The organism is Methylobacterium sp. C25 (genome assembly GCF_021352225.1).
GTDB lineage: Bacteria > Pseudomonadota > Alphaproteobacteria > Rhizobiales > Beijerinckiaceae > Methylobacterium.
In genome coordinates, this window is the sequence record NZ_JAAUVI010000010.1 from 114,022 (window position 1) to 136,444 (window position 22,423).

The following is a 22,423-nucleotide window of genomic DNA, read 5'->3' on the forward strand; positions in this document are numbered from 1 at the left end:
CCATGTCGGCGGCCTTGATCCATGATGGAGGCAGGCTGCCGGGACGTTCACGCTTCGATGGCGGCGGCGGCGAAAAGGCCGCCATCTGCTCGTCTCAGATGCCGCCAAATACCCAGCGCAGCCGCGACAGGAACCCGCCGCCTGGGCGCGTGTCACCCTTGCGAACGGCGTCCTCGCCCTTCGGCTCGACGGCGATCGAGGCCTTCACGAGGCCGAGGGCCGCCGTGTCGGTGGTCTCGCGGTCGATCAGGATGAGCGATCCGGTGTCGCGATTGTCGGCATAGGGATCGACGGCGATCTCGCGGTCGAGATTCAGCGTCACTTCGCCGATGTCGTTGATGCTGAGCTTATCGGCAGGTGCCGCCTTGCCCGTCTCCGGATCGATCCGGCTGCGGATCGACTTCACCACGGCGTTGGTCGTGACGGTGCCGACCTTCGCCCAGAGGCTCGCGCCCGGAGTCAGTTCGGTCTCCAACGCCCAGAACAGGCGCACGTCGAGCGTGTCCGTGATCGTCAGCGGCGCATCGGCCGTGGCGATGACGGCACCGCGCGAGGCGTCGACTTCGTCGGACAGCACGATGGTGACCGATTGTCCTTCGCTGGCGCGCGGCAGGTCTCCGTCGGCGGTGAAGATGCGAGCGATCGTCGAGGTCTTGCCCGAAGGCGCGACGACGACCCGGTCGCCCGGCGCGGCCGAGCCCGAGGCGATCAGGCCCGAGAACCCGCGGAACTCGGAGTTCGGCCGGTTGACCCACTGCACTGGCAGACGGAAGGCGGCGGCGCGCTCCTCGGACTTGACTGGCACCTCTTCGAGATAGCGCAGCAGCGGACCGTCCTTGTACCAAGCAGCGGCCGTGCCGGGCAGGACGACGTTGTCGCCGTTCTTCGCGGAGAGTGGGATCGCGCGGATCTCGGTGAAACCGAGAGGGGCCGCGAACTCGCCGAAGCCCGCGACGATCCGGTCGAACGTGTCCTGCGACCAGCCGGCAAGGTCCATCTTGTTCACGGCCAGCGCCACGCGCTTGATGCCGAGCAGCGAGACCAGCAGCGCATGGCGCCGCGTCTGCCGGGTCAGGCCCTGGCGGGCATCGACCAGGATCACGGCCACGTCGGCCGTGGAGGCGCCCGTGGCCATGTTGCGCGTGTACTGTTCGTGACCGGGCGTGTCGGCGACGATGAACGAGCGCGTCTCCGTCGAGAAGAAGCGGTAGGCGACGTCGATGGTAATGCCCTGCTCGCGCTCGGCCTGAAGGCCGTCGACGAGCAGCGCCAGATCGATCTCCTGGCCCTGCGTACCGTGCTTGCGGGAATCGCGCTGCAGGGCAGTGACCTGATCGTCGAAGATCTGCTTGGTGTCGTGCAGCAGGCGGCCGATCAGCGTCGACTTGCCGTCATCGACGGAGCCGCAGGCGATGAAGCGCAGGACTTCCTTGCTCTGGTGAGCGTGGAGGAATTTCTCGTAGCCGAAGGCTTCCGGGGACTGATGGATGGTCATCAGAAATAGCCTTCCTGCTTCTTGCGCTCCATGGCGCCCGAGCCGTCCTTGTCGATGACTCGGCCCTGGCGCTCCGAGGTGCGGGCAGCGAGCGTCTCGCCGATGATCTCCGGCAGGGTCGCGGCCGGGCTCTCGACGGCGCCGGTCAGCGGGTAGCAGCCGAGCGTGCGGAAGCGGACCTGCCGGAGCTGCGGGGTTTCGCCGGGCTCGAGCGGCAGGCGCTCGTCATCGACCATGATGAGCTGGCCGTCGCGTTCCACGACCGGCCGCTCGGCCGCGAAGTACAGCGGTACGATCGGGATCTTCTCCTGCTCGATGTAGAGCCAGATATCGAGCTCGGTCCAATTGGAGAGCGGGAACACGCGGAAGCTCTCGCCGCGGCGCTTCTTGAAATTATAGAGATGCCAGGGCTCGGCCCGCTGGCGCTTCGGATCCCAGCGATGCTGCGCGTTGCGAAGCGAGACGATGCGCTCCTTGGCACGGCTCGCCTCCTCGTCCCGACGCGCGCCGCCGAAAGCTGCATCGAACTTGTGCTTGTAGAGCGCCTGACGCAGAGCCTGCGTCTTCATCACATCGGTATGGACTTCCGACCCGTGGCTGACAGGGCCGATACCCTTGGCGAGCCCGTCCGGGTTGGTGTGCACGAGGAGATCGAGGCCGAGCTCCTTCGCCCGCTGATCGCGGAAAGCGATCATCTCCTTGAACTTCCAGGTCGTGTCGATGTGCATCAGCGGGAACGGCAGGCGTCCCGGCGCGAAGGCCTTCAGCGCGAGATGCAGCAGGACCGACGAGTCCTTGCCGATGGAGTAGAGCATCACCGGGTTCTCGGTCTCGGCGACCGTCTCCCGGAAGATGTGGATGCTCTCGGCTTCGAGGCGCTGGAGATGCGTCAGGCGCGCAGGCAACGGCGCGGCCAAGTCCGACAGCTTCTCGGCGGTGGCAGCACTCATCAAACCAGTTTCCTTCTGTTCTCACGCACGGTCGCGGCGCGGGCCGGCTCTTCGAAAGCCGCCGGTTCCTCGCCCGGCACGACATCGCCTTCCGGCCGATGCACGTGGAGGCCGCATTCCTTTTTGGATTCCTGTTCCCACCACCAGCGGCCGGCCCGCTCGTCCTCGCCGATGCGGACGGCACGAGTGCAGGGCGCGCAGCCGATCGACGGAAAACCGCGATCGTGCAGGGCGTTGTAGGGAATGAACTGGTCCTTCACGAAGGCGTCGATCCGCGCCCGCGTCCAGTCGGCCAGCGGATTGACCTTGATCAGGTTGCGCTGCTCGTCGGCCTCGGCCAGCGGCGTATCGGCCCGGTTGGCCGATTGCCCGGCGCGCAGGCCGGTGAACCATACGGCGGCCTGATCCAGTGCACGACCCAGCGGCTCGACCTTGCGGAAGCCGCAGCAGGCCTGCCGTGCCTCGATCGAATGGCGGAAGCCGTTGATGCCTTCCTTCGCGACGAAGGCCTCTTCCGCCCTTCGCTCCGGCGCATAGGCGCGGATGCGGATGCTATAAGCCGACTCCGTCTCTGCCCAGACGTCGTAGGTCTCGGGAAAGAGACGTCCCGTATCGAGGGTTACGATCTCGGTCCGGCCCTTCGCCATCGCAATGGCGTGCGTGAGGACTTGGTCCTCGATGCCGAGGCTCGTCGTGAACACGAGGCGGCCCGAAATCTCGGATTCGACGAGGCGGATGCGAGCGATGAGGTCGAGCCCCGCCAGTCGTTCGGCGAGCCTCTCGGCCTGCTGCGCGAGAGTGACGGTCATGTGAACGGGTCCGTGTGTGGCGTCTGCCGCTTGAGCTTGACCAGCTTGTCGGAGACCTGACATGTTCGCTATATAGAACGCTGTCAAGGCATACGGGGTGCCCGCTCGCCATCCGGCGGTGCAGCAATTCGTGAGTTGGAAACCGAGAAGAGGGCTATCCGTTGCCTTCTCGAAGAAAATCCTTCTCAAGCCAGGTGCGGAAGCGCACGCAGCATGCCGGGTGAGCCGGCCTTCGCCACCGCGCCGCTTGGGCGCCCGTCAAGAAGAGGTCAGCGTGGACGCCATAGACCTGAAGATTCTCGCCCTTCTGCAGAAGGACGCGACGCTCTCCATCGCCGCCATCGGCGAGCAGGTGGGCCTGTCGCAGACGCCCTGCTGGAAGCGCATCCAGCGCCTCGAAGCCGACGGCGTGATCGACCGGCGCGTCGCCGTGCTCGACCCGGTGAAGCTCGGCCTCGGGCTCACCGTCTTCGTCTCCATCGAGACGGCGGACCATTCCAAGGACTGGCTCGACCGATTCGCCTCGGAGATCGCGGCGATGCCGGAGGTGCTCGAATTCTACCGGATGGCCGGTGACGTCGACTACATGCTGCGCGTCGTGGTCGCCGACATGCAGGCCTACGATCTCTTCTACAAGAACCTGATCGCGACCCTGCCCCTCAAGAACGTCACCTCACGCTTCGCGATGGAAAAGGTGAAGTCCACCACCGCCCTGCCCCTGCCGGCGCCCCCGACCCGCGGCCGGATCGCGCCTCAGCTCGCTGTAGTCGGGGAATAATCTTCTCTTGTGCGGCGCGACGGCAGGCAAGCCCTTCTCTCCGGTGCATGTTCTATAAAAAGAACATTTTCTCGTTGACAGCGGGCCGTCCGCAGACGACATGGCATTCATAATGGCACGCAACGCTCTCCTTCCTCAGACGGCCCCATTCGGCGATGCCGAGCGGGCCAATCTCGACGCGGTCCTCGGGACGGCGACGCCGATCCAGCGCGCCTGGCTCGCCGGCTTCCTCGCCGGGCTCGACGCCGCAGCGGGTGGCCAGCCCGCGGCCCAGCCGTCAGCGCCGCCAAAGGCCTCCGAGCCGCTGACGATCATCTTCGCGTCGGAATCGGGGAACAGCGAGACGCTCGCCAGCAACGTCGCCAAGCTCGCCAAGAAGCAGGGCTTCAAGCCGAAGATCGTCGACTTCGCCGATCTCGACCTCGCGACCCTGCCGAAGGCCGGCAAGCTCGTCGCCATCGCCGCGACCTGGGGCGAAGGCGAGCCGCCCGCCCGCGCGGTCGAGACCTACAACGCCATCATGGCCGAGGGCGCCCCGCGCATCGACGGCGTCGAGTTCGGCGTGCTGGCGCTCGGTGACACCTCCTATGCGGAGTTCTGCGCCATCGGGAAGGCGCTCGATGCCCGCTTCGAGGCCCTCGGGGGCAAGCGCGCCTATGACCGCGCCGATCTCGACCTCGATTTCGAGAAGCCCGCCGCCGACTGGATCAAGGGCGCGCTGAAGGCTCTCGCCCCCGCCGAGACCGCCGCCGACAACGTCGTCGCCGTCGATTTCGCCCGTGCCGGCGCCCATGACGAGGACGAGGAGCCGAGCCGCGAGCCGAAGGTCGTCGAGGTCATCGAGCACGTGAACCTCAACTCGTCGCGCTCCGACAAGGAGACGATCCACCTCGCGCTGGAATTCGAGGACGGCGCGCCGGCCTACGAGCCCGGCGACTCACTCGAAATCTACCCCGAGAACGATCCGCAGCTCGTCGAAGAGATCCTCAAGGCCACCGGCCTCACGGAGAACGAGGCGCTGCGTAGGTCGCTGCTCGCCGAGCGCGACATCACCACGCTCTCGGCCGCCACGGTGGAGCGCTTCGCCAAGGCCACCGGGCATGCCGACGCCCAGAAGTTCATCGAGAGCGGCGAGGTGAAGGCTTGGATCGAGGGCCGTCACCTGATCGACCTGATCGAGGCTTATCCGGCCGCGCTCACGGCCGAGCATCTCGATACCATCACCCGCCCTCTTCCGCCGCGCGCCTATTCAATCGCCTCATCCCGCAAGGAAGTCGGCGACGAGGTGCATCTGGTGATCGCCGCCGTGCGCTACGCGACGCATGGCCGGTCGCGGACGGGCGTGGCCTCGACTCATGTCGCCGATCGCATCAGCAACGGCGCCAAGCTGCGCGTGCGGCTGAAGCCGAACAAGCATTTCCGCCTGCCGAGCAATCCGGCCACCGACATCATCATGGTCGGCCCCGGCACCGGCGTCGCGCCCTTCCGCGCCTTCGTGCAGGAGCGCCGCGCCACCGAGGCGAGCGGTCGTTCCTGGCTGTTCTTCGGTGACCGCCACTTCACCCACGACTTCCTCTACCAGCTCGAATGGCAGGAAGCCCTGGAGGACGGTGCACTCTCCAAGATCGACGTTGCCTTCTCCCGCGACCAACCCGAGAAGATCTACGTCCAGAACCGGATCGACGAGCACGGCAAGGAGCTCGTCGAATGGCTCGACGGCGGGGCGCATTTCTATGTCTGTGGCGATGCCAAGAACATGGCCAAGGACGTCCGTTCGGCCGTGGTGCGCGCCTTCTCGACCCATAAGGGCTTGAGCGAGGCCGAGGCCGAGGCGCATGTTGCGTGGCTCGAAAAGGCGAAGCGCTACCAGCAGGACGTCTACTGAGATTGCACCGAACCCTCTCCCCTCTGCGGGAGAGGTGGCCCGCGAAAGGGGCCGGGAGAAGGGAATGCCCTTTTCCGGATGCGGCGCACCCCTCTCCCGCCTGCTATGCAGGCACCCTCCCCTGCAGAGGGGGAGGGATAGATGACACCGGATATCCGCCATGGAAGACCACAAGCCGATCGAGACCGTAGACGGCCCCGCCTTCGAGACGCCCGGCGTCGGCGCGCGTCGCTACGAGACGCCGCCGACCGGCCGTCCGATCGACGATCCGGTGGCGGCCAAGGAGGCGGGCCTCGCCCACAATGAGCATCTGAAGATCGCCAGCCGCTTCCTGCGCGGCGGCCTCGCCGAGGGGCTTCTGCGGCATGCCACCGGCGCGATCACGGAAGATGACGGCCAGCTCGTCAAGTTCCACGGCATGTACATGCAGGACGACCGGGATATCCGGGCCGAGCGCACCAAGAAGAAGCTCGAGAAGGCCTTCAGCTTCATGATCCGCCTGCGTATCGCCGGCGGCGTCGTGACGCCGAAGCAATGGCTCGTCCTCGACGACATCGCCACGACCTACGCCAACGGCACGCTGCGCGCGACGACGCGCCAGACCTTCCAGTATCACGGCGTCATCAAGTCGAACCTCAAGCGGACCATGGCCGCGATCGACTCGGTGCTGCTGGACACCATCGCCGCCTGCGGCGACGTGAACCGCAACGTCATGGCCGCGACGAACCCGGCCCAGTCCGGCGCACACAAGGCCGCCTACGATCTCGGCAAGACGATCTCCGACACCCTGCTGCCGAAGACCAATGCCTGGCGCGAGATCTGGCTCGACGGCGAGAAGGTCGTTGGCGGCGAGGAAGAGTTCGAGCCGATCTACGGCAAGACCTACCTGCCGCGTAAGTTCAAGATCGTGGTCGCGGTGCCGCCCTCCAACGAGGTCGACATCTTCGCGCACGACCTCGGCTTCATCGCCATCCTCGACAAGAAGAACCAGGTCACCGGCTGGAACGTCACGGTGGGCGGCGGCATGGGCATGACCCATGGCGAGCCCGATACCTTCCCGCGCACCGCCGACGTGATGGGCTTCTGCAAGCCCGAGGATGCGCTCAAGGTCGCCGAGGCGGTGATGACCGTCCAGCGCGACTGGGGCAATCGCAAAAGCCGCAAGAACGCCCGCCTGAAGTACACGATCGAGCGCTACGGCCTCGACGCGTTCCGGGCCGAGGTCGAGAAGCGCATCGGCAAGAAGCTCGGCGCCCCGAAGCCCTTCACCTTCGACGGCAACGGCGACCGCTACGGCTGGACCGAGGGCGACGACGGCCGCCACCACCTCACGCTCTACGTCCCGTCGGGCCGCATCAAGGACGTCGAGGACGGCCCGCAATTCCTCTCGGGCCTGCGCCGCATCGCCGAGGTTCACGAGGGCGACTTCCGCCTCACGGGCAACCAGAACGTCATCATCGCCAACGTCCCCGCCAAGAAGCGGAAGGAGATCGAGGCTCTGGTCGACGAGTATAAGCTGACCAAGGGCGCCGGCGCTCTGCGCCGCAACTCTATGGCTTGCGTCGCCCTGCCGACCTGCGGCCTCGCGCTCGCGGAGAGCGAGCGCTACCTGCCCGATCTCATCTCCGAGCTGGAGGAGAGCCTCGCCAGCCACGGCCTGCAGGACGAGGACATCACGATCCGCTCGACCGGCTGCCCCAACGGCTGCGCCCGCCCCTACATCGCCGAGATCGGCCTCGTCGGCCGCGGCCCCGAGCGCTACCACCTCTATCTCGGCGCCGCCTTCGACGGCTCGCGCCTGAGCAAGCTCTACAAGGAAGACGTCGAGGCCAAGGACATCCGGCAGACGCTCGACCCGCTCTTCGCCGACTATGCCAGGAGCCGGAAGCCGGGTGAGCATTTCGGCGACTTCGTAATCCGCGCGGGCCACGTCGCGAAGACCACGAACGGGCCGGATTTCCACGACCGCATCGGCGCGCTCAAGCCGGCCGGCTGAGCGCTCACCCGACGCTCTTGCGGCTTAACGGATCTGATCCTTGATCCCACCACACCCCTCATCCTGAGGTGGTGCGAAGCAGCCTCGAAGGAGGGCTCCGGACGCCACTGCGATCCCTGGAGCCTTCCTGCGAAAGCCGCCGATATGGGCAGCTCAGAATGCTGGCCTGAGTAAAGAAGCCGGGAGGCACAGCGCCAAACGTCCGGCTTTCCCTTCTGAGAACTGCGAAGAGCCCGACCGTAAACCTTAACAAGAGCTTACAGGCTCAGGTTGCAATTTCCGGCTCCCGACCGATGACGTCGCCATGGTAACGATTTGGTAACGATCCTCGTCGGGCGAGCACGACATGAGCCAAACAGTCGATCTGAAGAAGCCAGTAGAAGTCGCCCCCACGTTACTGACCATCGACGACGTGCAGCGGTTGATCGCGCAGTCTCGCGAGACATTCGACGAGCATCGGCGTCCGATCAACGTACAGATCAATCTCGGCGATGAGCGTAGACGCAGCAGGGGACGCGAGGACGAAGTCGGCTTCAGCCTCGCCCGCTCGAAATTCGTCTGGCTGGTCGTCGCGATCTCGATCTCATACGGCGCGGCCTATCTGCGGACGCGCTATGTTTGCCAGTCGTTCAAGGACACCGGCCGGTTCTTCTACGGCATGGGCGTGGACCGCTGTGTCGGCGTGCTCATGAAGCAGCCCTTCGAGCAAGTGCAAGCTCAGTTAGAGACGATCAATCGAAGCTACTGAGCGTTGTCTATTGCCGGTGTGATCAGTGACGATGCAGAACAGCATCCGCCTGTCGTGGCCGAGTTCCGGCTCCGGCAGCGATTCCATCAGCCGGGCCAAAGACTGCGCGGAGCGGGTCAGGAATTGCGGCGGGGTCCCTCGATCGCTCGGACTGGTCCACTAAGCCAAAAAACGACCCCTCGGGATCTTCTCCCGAGGGGTAGTTCTCGACCCGCTCACGTCACAGCGATTGTTTTACGCAGGCCCTGAGGCCGCGCGCTGACACGACCTCAATGTTCATCCGGGCTCCAGTCCGGGCTGTAGCCCCCAAGCGTGGGATGATACATCTCGTCGCCGGAGTGCTGGGTGAACTCCACGTTGAGGCGGTCCTCGCGTAGCCCGAGAACCTCGATGCAGTGCGCGCAGAGCGCCTTGGCGACCTCCATCCGCAGTTCGGGCGGGCGCCCCCTGCGGATGTCGAGCATCATCACGGAGACTGGGACCGGTTCGCCGTCGGCATCCGGTATCCGCCACACACCGCCTTCGCCGAGTTCGCGAATGGCGACGCTGATCCGCCGGATGTCGACCGCCATCATCTCCGCGTAGGTCCGAGCCATCAGGTCGGCAACGCGCTTCTTGGAAGCGACGGAGTGGTGACCGGTCACATCGAGTTGCAGATAAGGCATGGACGTCCCTCCGTTCAGGCCGCGCTGCGGGTCTCGAGACCATAGCGTGGCGAGGGCTTGGCATTGCCGAACTTGGCGGAGATCGCGCGGCGCCCCTCTTCCCAGCGTGTCCACTCCCCCGCATCCTGCAGACCAGGGATCGTGACCAGTTCACCCTGGTCGAGCCCGGCCAGTGCCGCATCGACGAGATCCACGGCCGACATGGTGATCGCCGACGTCTTCTGCGCCGCGTAGCCGGCGACGTCCCAGAACTCGGTCGCGGTCGCACCGGGCAGCACGGTCTGGATGCGCACGCCCTTGTCCGCCAGATCCTTCTGCAGCGCGTGCCCGAAGCTGAGGACATAGGATTTCGAGGCGCTGTAGACGCCGTTGAGCGCCTCGACCGCGATGCCGACCACGGACGAGATGTTGATGATAGTCCCCGACCCACGCGCGGCGAAGGGCTGTGCGACCGCGTAGGCGAGGCGCGTCAGGGCCGTGATGTTGAGCTGGATCATGGCGTCCATCTCCTCCACGTCGTCCTTCAGGATCGACGCGACGGAGCCGATGCCGGCATTGTTGACGAGCATGGTGATGCCCGCGTCGCCGCGCAGACGGGCCTCGAGACGCGCGAGGTCATCCCTGCGGCCCAGATCGGCCTTGAACGGCTCGACCGTGCGACCCGTCTCGTTGGCCAAGCGGTCGGCGAGCGCGCGCAGACGCTCTTCGTTGCGGGCGACCAGCAGGAGATCATAGCCCCTCCTGGCGAGGCGGTCGGCGTAAATGGCGCCGATTCCGGACGATGCGCCCGTGACGACGGCAACACCCTTGCTGGACTGAGTGGTCATGGATTGTCGCTCCGTGTGTGGCTTCGCGGCGGACTCATCCGAGGCGTAAGCTCATCTGAAACCAGTCGAATGTCGAAGATGCGTCGATTTCGGCCACGCGCCGCGCCGGGAGATCCGGAATAGCGCGCGGGCGGAATGTCAGCGCGCGGAGGCTTCCTGCTCCTCGTGGCGCAACTGTCCCTGTGCCTGTGAACGGACGGCCTCCTGGTCGCTCGCCATCCGCCGCACCTCGTCAGGCTGCGCCAGGCGCACGGCCCCGATGGTTTCGAGCATGATGGCCTCCTGAGCCGAGGCCGCATCACCGGCAGCGATTCCCACCGACAGGCCGGCGGCGAGGGCCACGGCACGCATCACGGTATGTCTGTTCCGACCGGACATGGTCGCTCTCCATTTGCTTCACGCCGGCAGGTGCCGGCGTTCGATGGAGAGACACTATCGTTGACCGGTTGCGTCTCAAATGTCATAGATGCGTCGATTTAAGACGTATGGAGTCGGACATGCAGCGCGTCGGCTTTGTCATTTATCCCGGCTTTTCGATCATGGGGCTGGCGGCCGTTCCGGCCTTCGAGCTCGCCAATCTCATCGGCGACGAGCCGACCTACGACATCCACTTCGTCTCCGAAGGCGGAGGCTTGATCCGGACCTCGGCCGGCATGAGCGTGGAAACGGAGTCGTTCGGCGACACCGCATTCGACACGCTGGTCGTCGGAGGCGGCACCTTCGTGCGTCCGTCGACCCCCGGCCTCATCGCCTTCGTGCAAGGCGTGGCCGCGCGGTCCCGGCGCATCGCTGCGATCTGCACCGGAGCCTTCGTTCTCGGAGAGGCCGGCCTCCTCGATGGCCGGCGGGTCACCACGCACTGGATGCACGCTCGGGAATTGCAGCAACAGTTTCCGAAATGCACGACCGACGTGGACTGCATCTTCATCAACGACGGTCCGATCTGGACCTCGGCGGGCATGAGCGCCGGCATCGACCTCGCCCTCGCCCTGATCGAGGCGGATCTCGGCCAGGAGGTCGCCCAGGCGGTCGCCAAGAAGCTCGTGCTCTATCATCGTCGGGCGGGGGGGCAGTCGCAGTTTTCGACCCTGCTCGACCTCGAGCCGAAATCGGACCGCATCCAGTCCGCTCTGACCTATGCCAAGCGGAACCTTCACCGGCCGCTATCGGTCGAGGAATTGGCGGAGGCCGCCCGCCTCAGCCCACGCCAGTTCAGCCGCGTGTTCCATGCGGAGACCGGCCAGTCGCCGGCCAAGGCGGTCGAGAACCTGCGCGTCGAGGCGGCGCGGGTAATGATGGAGCGCAGCCGGCACCCCATCGACGTCGTCGCCGACCAAACCGGCTTCGCGGACCGCAACCGGATGCGCCGCGCCTTCCTTCGCGCCTTCGGGCAACCTCCGCAGGTGATCCGGCGCAATGCGCGCTCGGCGCTGGATGCGGCGAGCGCCTGATGGAGATCAACCGCTGCGGTTCCTCCCTGCATCGGTGCCGGAGAGCCGACACGGGTTCGGATCGCTAGAGCCGATACGCCGTCCGGCAGGCACCCCAATGGCGCGTCCCGATGCGGATCGGGGCATCGACCTCCAGCACCATGACGGTCTGGTCGCCCATCTGGCGGCGATAGACCTGGACCGTCGCGGGGCGCGTCGATCGCGCAGCGGTGATGCCGGTGCGATCGTCGAAGATACGGAGATTCCGGGCATTGGCCTGATTCCAGCCCGGATCGTCGGGTCGCGGCGGCTTCGAATAGGCCGCGTTGTGGAACGGCAGGTAGCCGTTGCGGTCGGTGACGATGCAGAACAGCATCCGCCTGTCGTGGCCGAGTTCCGGCTCCAGCAGCGGCGCCATGAGCCGAGCCAGGGGCTGCGCGGATGAGGTCGTGAATTGCGGCGGGTTCGTTCCGTCGATGCGCTGATAATCCGTGTCGAACAACGCCGCTTCAGAGAGCCGACCTGCACCGATCTCGGCCTCCATCAGCCGTGCCACCTCCTGGGCAAGCCGCTGCGCCTTTCCGACCAGCGGCGCATGCTCGTCACGCACGGCGGCCAGTTTCGCCTGGAGGCGGCTCTGCACGACAGGCTCGATGCCCGCGAAGGCGCAATGGATCCCCATCTCGCTGACGGCGACGACGCGCGCGGGCGCGGACCCGACCCCTTCGAGATCGAGGGCAATGTGGGAGCCGGCCGTGATCGGTGCACCATCCGGTGCGATCAGCAGCACGCCGCCTTCGCTGAGATCGATGGTGCGGGTCGCGCGCCCACCCGCAAGCCGCACGGCCAGATCGATCGGGTAGCGGTCGAAGCGGCGACGGTCCCCTGCCTCGCTGGCGCGCACCACCGTCACGAAGCGACGTCCGAGGCTCGAGGCCTGTTCCGCGGCGGCTCCAGCGGCCGCCTCCATGCCTTCGGCCTGACGGTCGAGGTCGAGTGCTGTCTCGCCGGCAGATCCTGCATCCGCATCGACCGTCGCGACCAGATCCGAGGCCTGCTCCGCATCGCTTACGATCGTCGTGACGGTCCGCGCCTGAGTCTCGGCAATGTCCCGCAGCGTTGCGAAGGCAGGGCGCACGGAGTCGATCGCACCCGCCGCCGCCTCGATCGCGGTGGCGGAAGCGGCAGCGCCTTCGCGCAGCCGCATCACCCTGGCGCGAACGTCGTCGGCCGCCCGCGCGGTCTGGACCGACAGAGCCTTGACCTCGTTGGCGACGACCGCGAAGCCGCGCCCCGCCTCGCCGGCTCTTGCCGCCTCGATGGTCGCATTGAGCGCGAGCAGGTTGGTCTGTCGCGCCACGGCCGAGATGGTGTCGACGATGCCGGCGATCTCGTCGCCGGCTTCGGCGAGGGCCACGATCAGGGCGCGCGCCTCGATACCGCGATGTCCCGCTTGATCGAGATGGCTGCCGGCCAAATCGATGGCGGATCGCGCCTGCGCCGCGAGTGCCGAGAGGCTGCCGGTTCGTTCGGCCAGCCCGGCCGTCGCCGCGGCGGCCGTCCGCGCAGCCTGGGTGAGCGCGTCTATCTGGCCACGAATACCGGACAGGCCGGTCTTCATCGACGCCACCTCGGCGCGGGCCGTCGCGATCGAGCCGCTCACCCCGGCGATTGCCGAGGAGACATCCTCCTCGATGGCGTCGAAGGCATCGCTGCGCGGAGCCTGCACGGCGATGACCGGCGGCGGCTCGGGCGCCATTGCGGGAGCCTCCGCTTCCGTAACCTGAGCGATCAACTGTTTGCGAAGGAAGCGCATTTCGCTAGAAAGCACTCACACGCCTACGATTGGGTTAAGCGCGAGCCGAGACCGCGGATGTCCAGGTTTCGTCGGCTCCGGCTTCGTATCGACGTAACGGCCTCGCTGCGGAATTTGAGCGGGACGTGCCCGTCGAGAAAAGCGCTACCTCGTGTCTCACGGCACCGATCGGGGATCGCAACGTTGGTCAAAGATGCGTTTTGACGCAAACATTCCCGGTCCTTAAGCTCGACAGATGACTGCCATCGCCGATCCGATCAATCCGCTCACCGAGGAGAGCGCCCCGACCACGCGCTGCCGCATCATCGCGACGGCAGAGCAGTCGTTTCGCGAGATCGGCTACCAGAAGACCACCGTCGCGGACATCGCCAAGACGCTCAAGATGAGCCCGGCGAACGTCTATCGCTTCTTCGACTCCAAGAAGGCGATCAACGAGGCCGTAGTCGAGCGGCTGACCCGCGAGGTCGAGTATCTGATCCTGACCATCGCGGAAGCTCCTGGGCTCAGCGCAGCCGATCGCGTGTCCGAGATGATCCTCGCGCTCCACCGGGATTGTCTTGAGCGCTGCGAGGCCTTCCCGCGCGTGCACGAGATGATCGAAGCGGCGATGACGGAGAGCTGGGACGTTTGCCGCCAGCACGTCGACATGATCGTCGGCGTGTTCGAGCGCGTGATCGCCGAGGGCGTCCGACGTGGCGAATTCGCGGTGCCGGATACCCGCATCGCCGCCGGATGCGTCCACGCCGCCGTGGTGCGCTACTGCCATCCGGTGCTGGTTAGCACCTGTCCGGATGCTCCGGTGCCGCCGCTCGATGCGATGATCGCCTTCCTGCTCAAGGGGCTGGCCCCAGCGCGCTGAACGGCGTCAGCGCCCGCGCCGCCAGACACCGTCTTCGCGCATCATGTTCATGAGCAGGCCCTCGCGCAGGCCGCGATCGGCGATGCGCAGGCGATCGGACGGGAAGACCCGCCGGATCGCCTCCAGGATCGCGCAGCCAGCCAGGACGAGATCAGCCCTGTCGCGGCCGATGCAGGGATTGTCGGCGCGCTGGTCGAGGCGCGTGTCGAGCAGATCCTCGATCGCCTCGCTCACCTCTGCATCGGTCATCCAGAGCCCGTCGACGCGCCGCCGCTCGTAACGCACGAGCCGCAGGTGCATCGCCGCCAGGGTCGTCACGGTGCCCGAGGTGCCGAGCAGGTGAAAATACGGTGCCGTGGCCGCTGCCGCGGCCCGGATCGCGAAGGGCGCGAGCAGGTCGCCGACCTCCTCGACCATGCCCTCGAACATCATGCGGGTGACCTCGCATCCGCCATGCTTCTCGGCGAGCGTCACCACACCGACGGGCAGCGAATCCCAGGCGCGGATGCGCAGGGTCGGGTCCGTGGACGGGTTGGTCGCCGCGCCGTCGAGCCAGGCGATCTCGGTGGAGCCGCCGCCAATGTCGAAGATCACCACGGATTCGGCGGCTGGATCGGCCAGGGCGGCGCATCCGGTCACGGCGAGATAGGCCTCGGTCTGCCGGTCCACGATCTCCAGATCGAGTCCGACCTCCCGGCGCACCTGCTCGACGAACTCGGCTCCGTTCACGGCGAGCCGGCAGGCCTCGGTGGCAATGACCTTCGAGCGGACGACGCCCCGGTTCTCCATCTTCGACCGGCAGATGCGAAGGGCCTCGATGGTCCGCTCGATGGCGGCAGGGCTGAGCCGGTCGGACGCGCTGAGACCCTCGCCGAGGCGCACGATCCGCGAGAAGGCATCGATCACGCGGAAACCGTGCGAGGCCGGTTCGGCGACCAGCAGACGGCAATTGTTGGTGCCGAGGTCGAGCGCCGCGTAGGCGTTGCGCCGCCCGTGGCGAAACGGGGCGCTGCGTTGTCCATAGCCCGGCGCGCCGACGCTTCTGATTCCATCGGAGGTGAACGGCATGCTCGCGCGCGGATGGTCCGACCCCGCAACGGGAGGGGCCGTCACGACGGCCGATCCGCTGGCCTGATCGGCCGCGGTACTCTCATCCCTAATCGGCAACGCCGGATCCTCAAGGTCTCGGCTGCGGCAGGCAGCCGGCCATCACTTAATCCCGACGCTACAGGCGTTACTAAGAAACGCAAAGGCTCCTTCGCATGCCATCGATCACGAAGCGTGGCCGCGAAGAGATGTCAGACCATCGCCTTGGCAGCGCTGTTGGCTCTCGGAACGGGCCGCAGCAGGCTCTTCACCTGCGAGAAGGGCCGCGGCCGGTTGATCACCTCGTCGAGGCGCGACCACAGCGTCTTCGGTGAGAAAGGCTTGGCAATGATCTCGTTGACGCCGAGCGAGATGGCGCGGTCCACCACGTTGCGGCGCGGCTGGGCCAGCATCAAGATGATCGGCACGGTCGGCGACGGCGAGGTCATCGGTGTGCGCGCGAGGCGGATGAACTCCTCGCCCGACAGGATGCCCAGATCCCAGTCGAGGATGGTCAGGTCCGGCTTGCTCTCGGCGAGCACTCCGAGCGCTTCCGCGCCGTCTGGCGCCTCCAGAACGCGCTTGATGCCGACGCGCAGGAGCATGTCGCGCACCGTGCGGCGGATGTAGAGGCTCTCGTCGACCACGAGGGCGGAGAGGTCGGGAAAAGACGGGGTCGCGATCACGGACGCGATCCTCGGCGATGTGGCGTCGATCCCGACCTTAGCGCCGGGTTGGTTTGCGCTTCCCTAACCGTGATCAGATGCCGAGCTGGGCGGTCGATTTGAGGATCGTTGCACCGCACGATGACGCTAGATTGCAACGTCTACGCATTTCACCCACGAAATTCGTTTCGATAGAGCGATCCGTTAACAGAAGGTCCTTGCGGCGCAGCCTGGATTGCGTCAGGACTGAGGCGTTGCTGTCGGTTACCGCGACCGATGGTGATGGTGGCGTGGACGCATCCTGTCCGGGACGGGATGCACACGATTTGCAGCAAGATGGTCAGCGGTCGGGTTTTGCGAGCTTTCTATGGGACGTGGTCGTGATTTTCGGGGGTCGCCCAAGCGCGGCTTCGATGAGGGTGGGGCCGAGCCGCGTTGGCCCGACCAGCTGCCCCCCAGCAGTGGCGGATACGGTGGCGGTGGTTTCGGTGGCGGTGGCGGCGGCTTCGACCGCGGCCCGTCGCGTGGTGCTGCTCCCGCCGCTGCTCCGACGGGACCGGAGCGTGATGCGACGGTCAAGTGGTTCAACAAGGAGAAGGGCTTCGGCTTCGTCGAGCTGGGTGACGGCTCGGGCGACGCCTTCCTTCACATCCGCGCCGTCGAGGCCGCCGGCCATGACGATCTGCTGCCGGGCACCCGCCTGACGGTTCAGACCGCGCAGGGCCAGAAGGGTCCGCAGGTGACGGCGGTGACCAGCGTCGACACGTCTACGGCGGAAGCCGCTCCCCCGCGCCGCGAGGCTCGTCCGGCCGGTCGCTTCGGCGGCGGCGACCGCTTCGGCGGTGGTGGCGGCGGCTACGGTGGCGGCGGTGACCGCTTCGGTGGCGGTGGCGGTGGCGGCGGCGGACGCTTCGCCAGCGGCCCCTCGACCGAGATGACCGGCACCGTGAAGTGGTACGACCCGGCCAAGGGCTTCGGCTTCGTTTCCGTCAATGACGGCGGCAAGGACGTGTTCGTGCACCGCTCCGCGCTGTCGCGCGCCGGTCTCGACTCGCTCGCCGAGGGCCAGACGGTCACGCTCGGCGTGGTCGACGGCCAGAAGGGTCGCGAGGCCCAGAGCGTCAGCGTCGATTACTGATCGACCTGCTGACGACGAGATCGAGGGCGGTGGCCGCAATGCCGCCGCCCTTTTTGTTTGTGGTTGCGGACAGACCGCGTGAATGCGGTCGGCAGGACCCTCCGCTTGAGCCTCCTCCGAATCTGTCTTGGCCTGTCACTGCTCGCTTCGCCGCTCGGGGCCCTCGCCGCGCATGCCGAGGACTTCAGCGGCTTCTACGCCGGGGTGAACGCGGGCTACGCCTTCGATCGCGACGGCCATAGGGGCAGCGGCATGCAGGCCATTCCCGGCCCGTCGACGAACGCCGACGCCACGCCCGGGCTGCCCCCCAGCGCAGAGACGGCATCGCAGTCCCCGGCGATGCGCGGCTCCCGCGCCGCATCGTCCCCGCGCCGCTGATACGGCTCCCAATCGACGCTGTGTCCCGTCCCGGACGCTGGAGCATCAGCGGGGGATGATCTAGAGTTCCGCTGCACAATCGCGGAAGCAGACATGATGGTTTCCTGCTACGAGCCCTGCTCGCCCTTTCATTTCGGGCCGAGCGGGTAAGGCAGTCGATGGACACCGCGTCTCTCGCGCAGCATGCGCATCAAGTCCTTAACGAGGCGGAGATCGCCGGGCTACCGAACCGCTACCGCGGCAAAGTCCGCGACAACTACGATCTGCCCGATGGCCGCCGCATCCTGATCACAACCGATCGGATCAGTGCGTTCGACCGCCCGCTCGCCGCCATCCCCTTCAAGGGGCAGGTGCTGACGCAGACCGCACGCTTCTGGTTCGAGCGGACCGCCGACATCTGCCCGAACCACGTGCTCGCCTATCCGGATCCGAACGTCGTCGTCGGGCGCCGCCTCGACATCCTGCCGGTCGAGATCGTGGTGCGGGGCTATCTCGCGGGCACGACCTCCACCTCGATCCTGACCCGTTACCGCCGCGGCGAACGCGAGATGTACGGTCACCGCCTGCCGGAGGGCCTGCGCCCGAACGAGCGGCTGGCGCAAGCGATCATCACCCCGACGACGAAGGCCGCGGATGGCGGCCACGACGAGCCGCTCACTGAGGCCGCGATCCTGGAGCAGGGGCTGCTCACGGCTGCACAGTGGCGGACCGTTTCCGAGGCGGCGCTGGCGCTGTTCGCCCGTGGGCAGGCGCTCGCGGCCGAGCGCGGGCTCATCCTCGCCGATACGAAGTACGAATTCGGGACCGATGCGGACGGACGGATCGTGCTCGCGGACGAAGTCCACACGCCCGACAGCAGCCGCTACTGGTTCGCACAGAGTTATCCCGAGAGGTTCGCGTCCGGCGCGGCGCCGGAGAGCTTCGACAAGGATTTCGTCCGCAACTGGGTCGTGGCGCGCTGCGATCCTTACCGCGATCCGATCCCGGAGATTCCGCGCGAGATCGTCTTGGAAGCCGCCGCGGTCTACATCCGTGCCTACGAGACCATCACCGGCGAGACCTTCGTCCTGCCCGATCCAGCCGAAATGCCGCTCGATCGTATCCAGCGCAATCTCGCAGGCTATCTGCGTAACGACTTGGCGAACGAGCCAACCTGAGCGTCGGTGCGCGCTCGGTCTCCAACGCAACCGCGCTGAACACCGAACACGAAAAAGGGCCGCCCGAATGGGGCGGCCCTTTTCGTATTCGGCTCTGATCGAAGGGATCAGCGCGAATAGAACTCGATCACGAGGTTCGGTTCCATCTGGACCGGGTACGGCACCTCGTTGAGGGCCGGGATCCGGGTCACGCGGGCCGTCATCTTGGCGTGGTCCACCTCGATGTAGTCCGGCACGTCACGCTCGGCGAGCTGCGAGGCGACGATGACGATCTCGAGCTGGCGCGAAGCCTCCTTGATCTCGATGAGATCGCCCGGCTTCACCTGGAAGCTCGGGATGTTCACCCGGCGACCATTGACCTTGACGTGGCCGTGATTGACGAACTGGCGCGCCGCGAACGGGGTCGCCACGAACTTCGAACGGTACACGACGGCGTCGAGGCGGCGCTCGAGCAGACCGATCAGGTTCTCGCCCGAGTCACCGCGCAGGCGGATCGCCTCGGCGTAGTAGCGGCGGAACTGCTTCTCGGTGATGTTGCCGTAATAACCCTTGAGCTTCTGCTTGGCGCGCAGCTGCGTGCCGAAGTCGCTCATCTTGCCCTTGCGGCGCTGGCCGTGCTGGCCGGGGCCGTACTCACGACGGTTGACCGGGCTCTTCGGACGGCCCCAGATGTTCTGGCCCATCCGGCGATCGAGTTTGTGCTTCGCCTCGATGCGTTTTGACATTCGCGGTTCCTCTCAAGAACGCTTGAGCTAGAGGAACGCGCCCTCCTCTCCCCCATGCAATGCGCGGGGGCGACAGACCGGCCCTTGGCCGTTCGCGGGTGCGCTTGAAAACGTCACGGGGCCCCTGATCGGAGCCCCGCGAACCGCGCGTCCCTAGACGGAAAGCCGGCGAAGGTCAATTAGGGCTGATGGATCGAGCCGCTATCGGTGCAGGATTGGTTTCGTCCGGGTCCGATCCGGCCCAGACGGCGTCAGAACCTCAGACCTCGACCTCTAAAGCCAACGCGGCCCGAGAAAGATCGCAAGCGCAACGATAAGCCAGGCGCCGAGTGCCCCCAAAATCGCGATCCGATAGTCGAACGACCCGGCGAGCCACCAGGCCACGCCGAGAAACACCAGATAGGCCGGGATCGTCCGCATCCCGGCGAGGCAGGTCTCGCGAAAGCCGCCCGCCTCCCCTTTCGCCCCGACGGCGAGCAAGGCGATGATCGCCAAGGTCGGGGCCAGCGGCAGGATGCCCGGAAGGATGTTGCCCCGGCGGGAGGCCAGCACGATCGCCGCCGTCACCAGGCCGCCGACGATGCCCTTCCAGACGACGTCCATCAGGGGCGGCGCGCCGTCACTGGCGTACCAGCGGTATCGGCTCGACGGTGAGCGAGCGCAGGCCCCGTACGGCCAGCGAGCGCTCCAGTGCGGCGCTCAGGCCCGCGCCGGCAGTGAAGGTCCCGAGGACGTCCGGGCCGATCTCCGTCTCTTCGGCTGACGGGCCGAGGAGTTGCACGACCCTGCGGGCGATGGCCGGGGCCGGATCGATCCAGGCGACGGGCCAAGGCGCCAGCGTCTCGAAACGCGGAAGCAGCAGTGGGTAGTGGGTGCAGGACAGGCAGATCACATCCGTGCGCCGGCCGTCGTCGCGCGTCACGAAGCAGGGCGCGATCTCGGCCGAGAGCGTCGCATCGTCGACCGGTTGTCCGGCCATCTCGGCCTCGGCGAAGCCGGCGAGGTTCGGAGCGCCGACCAGCGTGACATCGCAATCGCCAGCATAGGTTGTGACGAGGTCGCGGGTGTAGCTACGGGCGATGGTGCCCGGCGTGGCGAGAAGCGTGACGACCTTGGATCGCGTCGCGGCGGCGGCGGGCTTGATCGGCGGCACGACACCGACGAAGGGCGTGACGAAGCGCTGGCGCAGGCTCGGCAGGACCACGGTCGAGGCCGTGTTGCAGGCGATCACCACGAGATCGGGCGCATGAAGCGCGAGTAGCCGCTCCATCACCGCGAGGACGCGGGTCACCAGCGCGGGCTCGCTGAGGCCGCCATAGGGGAAGGCGGCGTTGTCGGCGACGTAGACGTAGCGCGCATCCGGCCGGGCACGGCGGACCTGCTCCAGCACGGTCAACCCGCCGAGGCCGGAATCGAAGACGAGGATCAGGGGTTGGGGGCTCGGCGCGGGGTAAGCCGCGGAGATGGTCGCTCCGGCCATGAGATCGATCCGCATGACGTCACCCGACATCGCCCGATAGGCCAGTGTCTGAGCGAGACGGTTAACGCAGGCTCACTGCGGCAGCAAAAAGGCCCGAAAACGTAACGCCGGCCGCGAATGCGCGAAGAAGCCTGTGAATCGCGGGCCTTCGGCAACCCTTTCAGCCAAGGGCGCGACGAACGGCGCGGGCCGTCCGACGTTGTCGCTGGAGATTTCGTGGCTACATCCCCGTGGCCTCGAGAGAAAGAGTACCTAGGAATGGCCGCCAGCGCAGCGATTTCCCACTCCGCCGATTCAGGTCCGGCATCCGCCTTTCCGCCGCCGAGTCTACAGGCCCGGCCCGTCGACCGGGACGCCTGGATCGCGGCCTACCGGACGGTGCGGGCGGAGACCGAAAGCCGCGCTGCGCCACTCTCGCTGGAGGACCAGCAGATCCAGTCGATGGAGGATGCGAGCCCGACCAAGTGGCATCGCGCCCATACGACCTGGTTCTTCGAGCAGTTCCTGCTCTGCGAGCATTCCCCGGGATATCGGATCTACGACGAGCGCCTGCACTACCTGTTCAACTCGTATTACGTGCAGGCTGGCCCGCGTCAGCCGCGCTTCATGCGGGGCATGATCACCCGGCCGACGGCGGAGGAGACCGCCGCCTATCGCGCCCATGTCGACGGCGCCATCGAGAGCCTGCTGCGGGACGCGGAGCCTGCGACCCTCGAGACGGTCCTGCCGATCCTCGAAATCGGCCTCTATCACGAGCAGCAGCATCAGGAATTGATGCTCACCGACATCCTGCACGCCTTTGCGCAGAACCCGCTCGGACCGGCCTATGACGAGGCCTGGCGCTGGCCGGCCTCCGAGAACCGGAAGGGGCAGGTCGAACTGTCCCGCAGCGTTAGCCAGATCGGCCATTGCGGCGAGGGCTTCGCCTTCGACAACGAGTCGCCACGCCACGACGTGCTGGTGCTGCCGGCGGCCATCGACCGGGCCCTCGTCACCAACGCCCAGTGGCTCTCCTTCATCGAGGATGGCGGCTACCGGCGCGCCGAGCTCTGGCTCTCGGACGGCTGGGGCAAGGTCCATTCGGAGGGATGGGAGGCGCCCGGCTACTGGCGCCAGACCGAGGACGGCTGGTCGAGCATGACGCTGGCCGGCATCCGGCCGATCGATCCGTCGCAGCCCGTCACCCATATCAGCTACTATGAGGCCGACGCCTTTGCCCGCTGGGCGGGACGCGACCTCCCGACCGAGGCCGAATGGGAGATTGCCGCACGCGACGGCCTGCTTGGCGATGCCTTCGGCCACGTCTGGCAATGGACCCGCAGCGCCTACGGCCCCTATCCCGGCTACCGCCCGCTGCCCGGCGCGCTCGGCGAGTACAACGGCAAGTTCATGTCGAACCAATACGTGCTGCGCGGCTCGTCCGTGGCGACGTCGGAGGGGCATGCGCGGGTCGGCTACCGGAACTTCTTCTACGCGCACCAGCGCTGGCAGTTCACGGGGCTGAGGCTCTCCGATGCCGGGCGATAACCGGCATGA

The 22,423-nt window shown here is 66.7% G+C and carries 22 protein-coding genes; 10 read left to right on the forward strand and 12 right to left on the reverse strand.

The genetic code is table 11. The features are described 5' to 3' along the window. Nucleotides 1–94: 94 nt before the first annotated feature. Genes cysN through HCU64_RS20160 form a run of 3 tightly spaced genes read right to left on the reverse strand, consistent with a single transcriptional unit; the run spans nt 95 to nt 3,254 of the window. Nucleotides 95–1,495: a sulfate adenylyltransferase subunit CysN gene (gene cysN / locus HCU64_RS20150; RefSeq protein WP_233386020.1), complete on the reverse strand. Its 1,401-nt coding sequence runs from the start codon at nt 1,493–1,495 to the stop codon at nt 95–97. Next, nucleotides 1,495–2,445 (reverse strand): sulfate adenylyltransferase subunit CysD, encoded by a 951-nt coding sequence (gene cysD, locus HCU64_RS20155; protein ID WP_233386021.1) that lies wholly within the window; start codon nt 2,443–2,445, stop codon nt 1,495–1,497. The genes cysN and cysD overlap by 1 nt, the downstream gene beginning before the upstream one ends. Next, nucleotides 2,445–3,254 carry a phosphoadenylyl-sulfate reductase gene (locus HCU64_RS20160; protein WP_233386022.1) on the reverse strand — a complete coding sequence of 270 codons (810 nt, stop codon included), beginning with the start codon at nt 3,252–3,254 and terminating at the stop codon, nt 2,445–2,447. Before HCU64_RS20160 ends, cysD begins: the two co-directional genes overlap by 1 nt. Before the next feature lie 274 nt (nt 3,255–3,528). Between HCU64_RS20160 and HCU64_RS20165 the strand changes: the two genes are divergently transcribed. The 4 genes from HCU64_RS20165 to HCU64_RS20180 all read left to right on the forward strand — a co-directional run bounded on the left by HCU64_RS20165 (nt 3,529) and on the right by HCU64_RS20180 (nt 8,661). Further along, on the forward strand, nt 3,529–4,032 hold the full coding sequence (locus tag HCU64_RS20165; RefSeq protein ID WP_183511757.1) for an Lrp/AsnC family transcriptional regulator: 504 nt from the start codon (nt 3,529–3,531) through the stop codon (nt 4,030–4,032). 112 nt (nt 4,033–4,144) lie between these two features. Continuing rightward, nucleotides 4,145–5,917 carry a diflavin oxidoreductase gene (locus tag HCU64_RS20170; RefSeq protein ID WP_233386023.1) on the forward strand — a complete coding sequence of 591 codons (1,773 nt, stop codon included), beginning with the start codon at nt 4,145–4,147 and terminating at the stop codon, nt 5,915–5,917. A gap of 160 nt (nt 5,918–6,077) precedes the next feature. Then, nucleotides 6,078–7,913 carry an NADPH-dependent assimilatory sulfite reductase hemoprotein subunit gene (locus tag HCU64_RS20175; protein ID WP_233386025.1) on the forward strand — a complete coding sequence of 612 codons (1,836 nt, stop codon included), beginning with the start codon at nt 6,078–6,080 and terminating at the stop codon, nt 7,911–7,913. 346 nt (nt 7,914–8,259) lie between these two features. After that, the gene (locus HCU64_RS20180) at nt 8,260–8,661 is read left to right on the forward strand and encodes a hypothetical protein (protein ID WP_233386027.1); all 402 of its coding nucleotides are present in this window, start codon (nt 8,260–8,262) and stop codon (nt 8,659–8,661) included. Between the two features lie 269 nt (nt 8,662–8,930). Here the strand turns inward: HCU64_RS20180 and HCU64_RS20185 are convergent, their stop codons facing one another. The 3 genes from HCU64_RS20185 to HCU64_RS20195 form a co-directional block, all read right to left on the reverse strand. Then, nucleotides 8,931–9,326, reverse strand: a complete 396-nt coding sequence (locus HCU64_RS20185; RefSeq protein WP_233386028.1) for a tautomerase — start codon at nt 9,324–9,326, stop codon at nt 8,931–8,933. Between the two features lie 14 nt (nt 9,327–9,340). Next, on the reverse strand, nt 9,341–10,153 hold the full coding sequence (locus tag HCU64_RS20190) for an SDR family NAD(P)-dependent oxidoreductase (RefSeq protein ID WP_233386029.1): 813 nt from the start codon (nt 10,151–10,153) through the stop codon (nt 9,341–9,343). Between the two features lie 138 nt (nt 10,154–10,291). Then, nucleotides 10,292–10,531 (reverse strand): hypothetical protein, encoded by a 240-nt coding sequence (locus HCU64_RS20195; RefSeq protein WP_233386030.1) that lies wholly within the window; start codon nt 10,529–10,531, stop codon nt 10,292–10,294. A gap of 119 nt (nt 10,532–10,650) precedes the next feature. Between HCU64_RS20195 and HCU64_RS20200 the strand changes: the two genes are divergently transcribed. Next, nucleotides 10,651–11,604, forward strand: a complete 954-nt coding sequence (locus HCU64_RS20200) for a GlxA family transcriptional regulator (RefSeq protein ID WP_233386031.1) — start codon at nt 10,651–10,653, stop codon at nt 11,602–11,604. A gap of 64 nt (nt 11,605–11,668) precedes the next feature. Here the strand turns inward: HCU64_RS20200 and HCU64_RS20205 are convergent, their stop codons facing one another. Next, nucleotides 11,669–13,342, reverse strand: coding sequence for a methyl-accepting chemotaxis protein (locus HCU64_RS20205; RefSeq protein ID WP_233386032.1), 1,674 nt, complete (start codon nt 13,340–13,342; stop codon nt 11,669–11,671). Nucleotides 13,343–13,634: 292 nt separating this feature from the next. Here HCU64_RS20205 and HCU64_RS20210 point away from each other — a divergent pair, with 292 nt between their 5' ends. After that, entirely contained in the window at nt 13,635–14,258 is a 624-nt protein-coding gene (locus tag HCU64_RS20210) for a TetR/AcrR family transcriptional regulator (RefSeq protein WP_233386033.1), read from the forward strand. Between the two features lie 6 nt (nt 14,259–14,264). Here HCU64_RS20210 and HCU64_RS20215 read toward each other — a convergent pair whose 3' ends face one another. Both HCU64_RS20215 and HCU64_RS20220 read right to left on the reverse strand, forming a co-directional pair. After that, the gene (locus HCU64_RS20215; protein WP_442785990.1) at nt 14,265–15,419 is read right to left on the reverse strand and encodes a Ppx/GppA phosphatase family protein; all 1,155 of its coding nucleotides are present in this window, start codon (nt 15,417–15,419) and stop codon (nt 14,265–14,267) included. A gap of 137 nt (nt 15,420–15,556) precedes the next feature. Further along, nucleotides 15,557–16,030 (reverse strand): response regulator, encoded by a 474-nt coding sequence (locus HCU64_RS20220; RefSeq protein ID WP_233386036.1) that lies wholly within the window; start codon nt 16,028–16,030, stop codon nt 15,557–15,559. Between the two features lie 346 nt (nt 16,031–16,376). Here HCU64_RS20220 and HCU64_RS25465 point away from each other — a divergent pair, with 346 nt between their 5' ends. The 3 genes from HCU64_RS25465 (at nt 16,377) to HCU64_RS20240 (ending at nt 18,682) form a co-directional block, all read left to right on the forward strand. Next, the gene (locus HCU64_RS25465) at nt 16,377–17,147 is read left to right on the forward strand and encodes a cold-shock protein (protein ID WP_325170002.1); all 771 of its coding nucleotides are present in this window, start codon (nt 16,377–16,379) and stop codon (nt 17,145–17,147) included. 105 nt (nt 17,148–17,252) lie between these two features. Further along, nucleotides 17,253–17,525, forward strand: coding sequence for a hypothetical protein (locus tag HCU64_RS20235; protein WP_233386037.1), 273 nt, complete (start codon nt 17,253–17,255; stop codon nt 17,523–17,525). Between the two features lie 158 nt (nt 17,526–17,683). Beyond that, entirely contained in the window at nt 17,684–18,682 is a 999-nt protein-coding gene (locus tag HCU64_RS20240) for a phosphoribosylaminoimidazolesuccinocarboxamide synthase (RefSeq protein WP_233386038.1), read from the forward strand. 107 nt (nt 18,683–18,789) lie between these two features. On the opposite strand, the gene rpsD is transcribed toward HCU64_RS20240, so the two are convergent. The 3 genes from rpsD to murI all read right to left on the reverse strand — a co-directional run bounded on the left by rpsD (nt 18,790) and on the right by murI (nt 20,902). Continuing rightward, complete coding sequence (rpsD, locus tag HCU64_RS20245) at nt 18,790–19,407, reverse strand: 30S ribosomal protein S4 (RefSeq protein WP_183511822.1); 618 nt, start codon at nt 19,405–19,407, stop codon at nt 18,790–18,792. Between the two features lie 273 nt (nt 19,408–19,680). After that, nucleotides 19,681–20,010, reverse strand: a complete 330-nt coding sequence (locus HCU64_RS20250; protein ID WP_233386039.1) for a GlpM family protein — start codon at nt 20,008–20,010, stop codon at nt 19,681–19,683. A 16-nt stretch (nt 20,011–20,026) separates the two neighbouring features. Further along, a complete protein-coding gene (murI, locus tag HCU64_RS20255) occupies nt 20,027–20,902 on the reverse strand; it encodes a glutamate racemase (protein WP_233386040.1) in 876 nt (291 codons plus the stop codon). A gap of 243 nt (nt 20,903–21,145) precedes the next feature. Between murI and egtB the strand changes: the two genes are divergently transcribed. Then, nucleotides 21,146–22,414, forward strand: coding sequence for an ergothioneine biosynthesis protein EgtB (gene egtB, locus HCU64_RS20260; protein WP_233386041.1), 1,269 nt, complete (start codon nt 21,146–21,148; stop codon nt 22,412–22,414). The last annotated feature ends 9 nt before the right edge of the window (nt 22,415–22,423 follow it).

Excerpts from the sequence above, each read along its gene's own strand:
- HCU64_RS20180 (WP_233386027.1), top strand. The coding sequence starts at position 8,260 with ATGAGCCAAACAGTCGATCTGAAGAAGCCAGTAGAAGTCGCCCCCACG.
- rpsD (WP_183511822.1), bottom strand. The coding sequence starts at position 19,407 with ATGTCAAAACGCATCGAGGCGAAGCACAAACTCGATCGCCGGATGGGC.
- cysD (WP_233386021.1), bottom strand. The coding sequence starts at position 2,445 with ATGAGTGCTGCCACCGCCGAGAAGCTGTCGGACTTGGCCGCGCCGTTG.
- HCU64_RS20190 (WP_233386029.1), bottom strand. The coding sequence starts at position 10,153 with ATGACCACTCAGTCCAGCAAGGGTGTTGCCGTCGTCACGGGCGCATCG.
- HCU64_RS20175 (WP_233386025.1), top strand. The coding sequence starts at position 6,078 with ATGGAAGACCACAAGCCGATCGAGACCGTAGACGGCCCCGCCTTCGAG.
- HCU64_RS20200 (WP_233386031.1), top strand. The coding sequence starts at position 10,651 with ATGCAGCGCGTCGGCTTTGTCATTTATCCCGGCTTTTCGATCATGGGG.
- murI (WP_233386040.1), bottom strand. The coding sequence starts at position 20,902 with ATGCGGATCGATCTCATGGCCGGAGCGACCATCTCCGCGGCTTACCCC.
- HCU64_RS20195 (WP_233386030.1), bottom strand. The coding sequence starts at position 10,531 with ATGTCCGGTCGGAACAGACATACCGTGATGCGTGCCGTGGCCCTCGCC.
- HCU64_RS20205 (WP_233386032.1), bottom strand. The coding sequence starts at position 13,342 with ATGGCGCCCGAGCCGCCGCCGGTCATCGCCGTGCAGGCTCCGCGCAGC.
- HCU64_RS25465 (WP_325170002.1), top strand. The coding sequence starts at position 16,377 with ATGGGACGTGGTCGTGATTTTCGGGGGTCGCCCAAGCGCGGCTTCGAT.
- HCU64_RS20210 (WP_233386033.1), top strand. The coding sequence starts at position 13,635 with ATGACTGCCATCGCCGATCCGATCAATCCGCTCACCGAGGAGAGCGCC.
- cysN (WP_233386020.1), bottom strand. The coding sequence starts at position 1,495 with ATGACCATCCATCAGTCCCCGGAAGCCTTCGGCTACGAGAAATTCCTC.
- HCU64_RS20240 (WP_233386038.1), top strand. The coding sequence starts at position 17,684 with ATGGACACCGCGTCTCTCGCGCAGCATGCGCATCAAGTCCTTAACGAG.
- HCU64_RS20170 (WP_233386023.1), top strand. The coding sequence starts at position 4,145 with ATGGCACGCAACGCTCTCCTTCCTCAGACGGCCCCATTCGGCGATGCC.
- HCU64_RS20185 (WP_233386028.1), bottom strand. The coding sequence starts at position 9,326 with ATGCCTTATCTGCAACTCGATGTGACCGGTCACCACTCCGTCGCTTCC.
- HCU64_RS20160 (WP_233386022.1), bottom strand. The coding sequence starts at position 3,254 with ATGACCGTCACTCTCGCGCAGCAGGCCGAGAGGCTCGCCGAACGACTG.
- HCU64_RS20250 (WP_233386039.1), bottom strand. The coding sequence starts at position 20,010 with ATGGACGTCGTCTGGAAGGGCATCGTCGGCGGCCTGGTGACGGCGGCG.
- egtB (WP_233386041.1), top strand. The coding sequence starts at position 21,146 with ATGGCCGCCAGCGCAGCGATTTCCCACTCCGCCGATTCAGGTCCGGCA.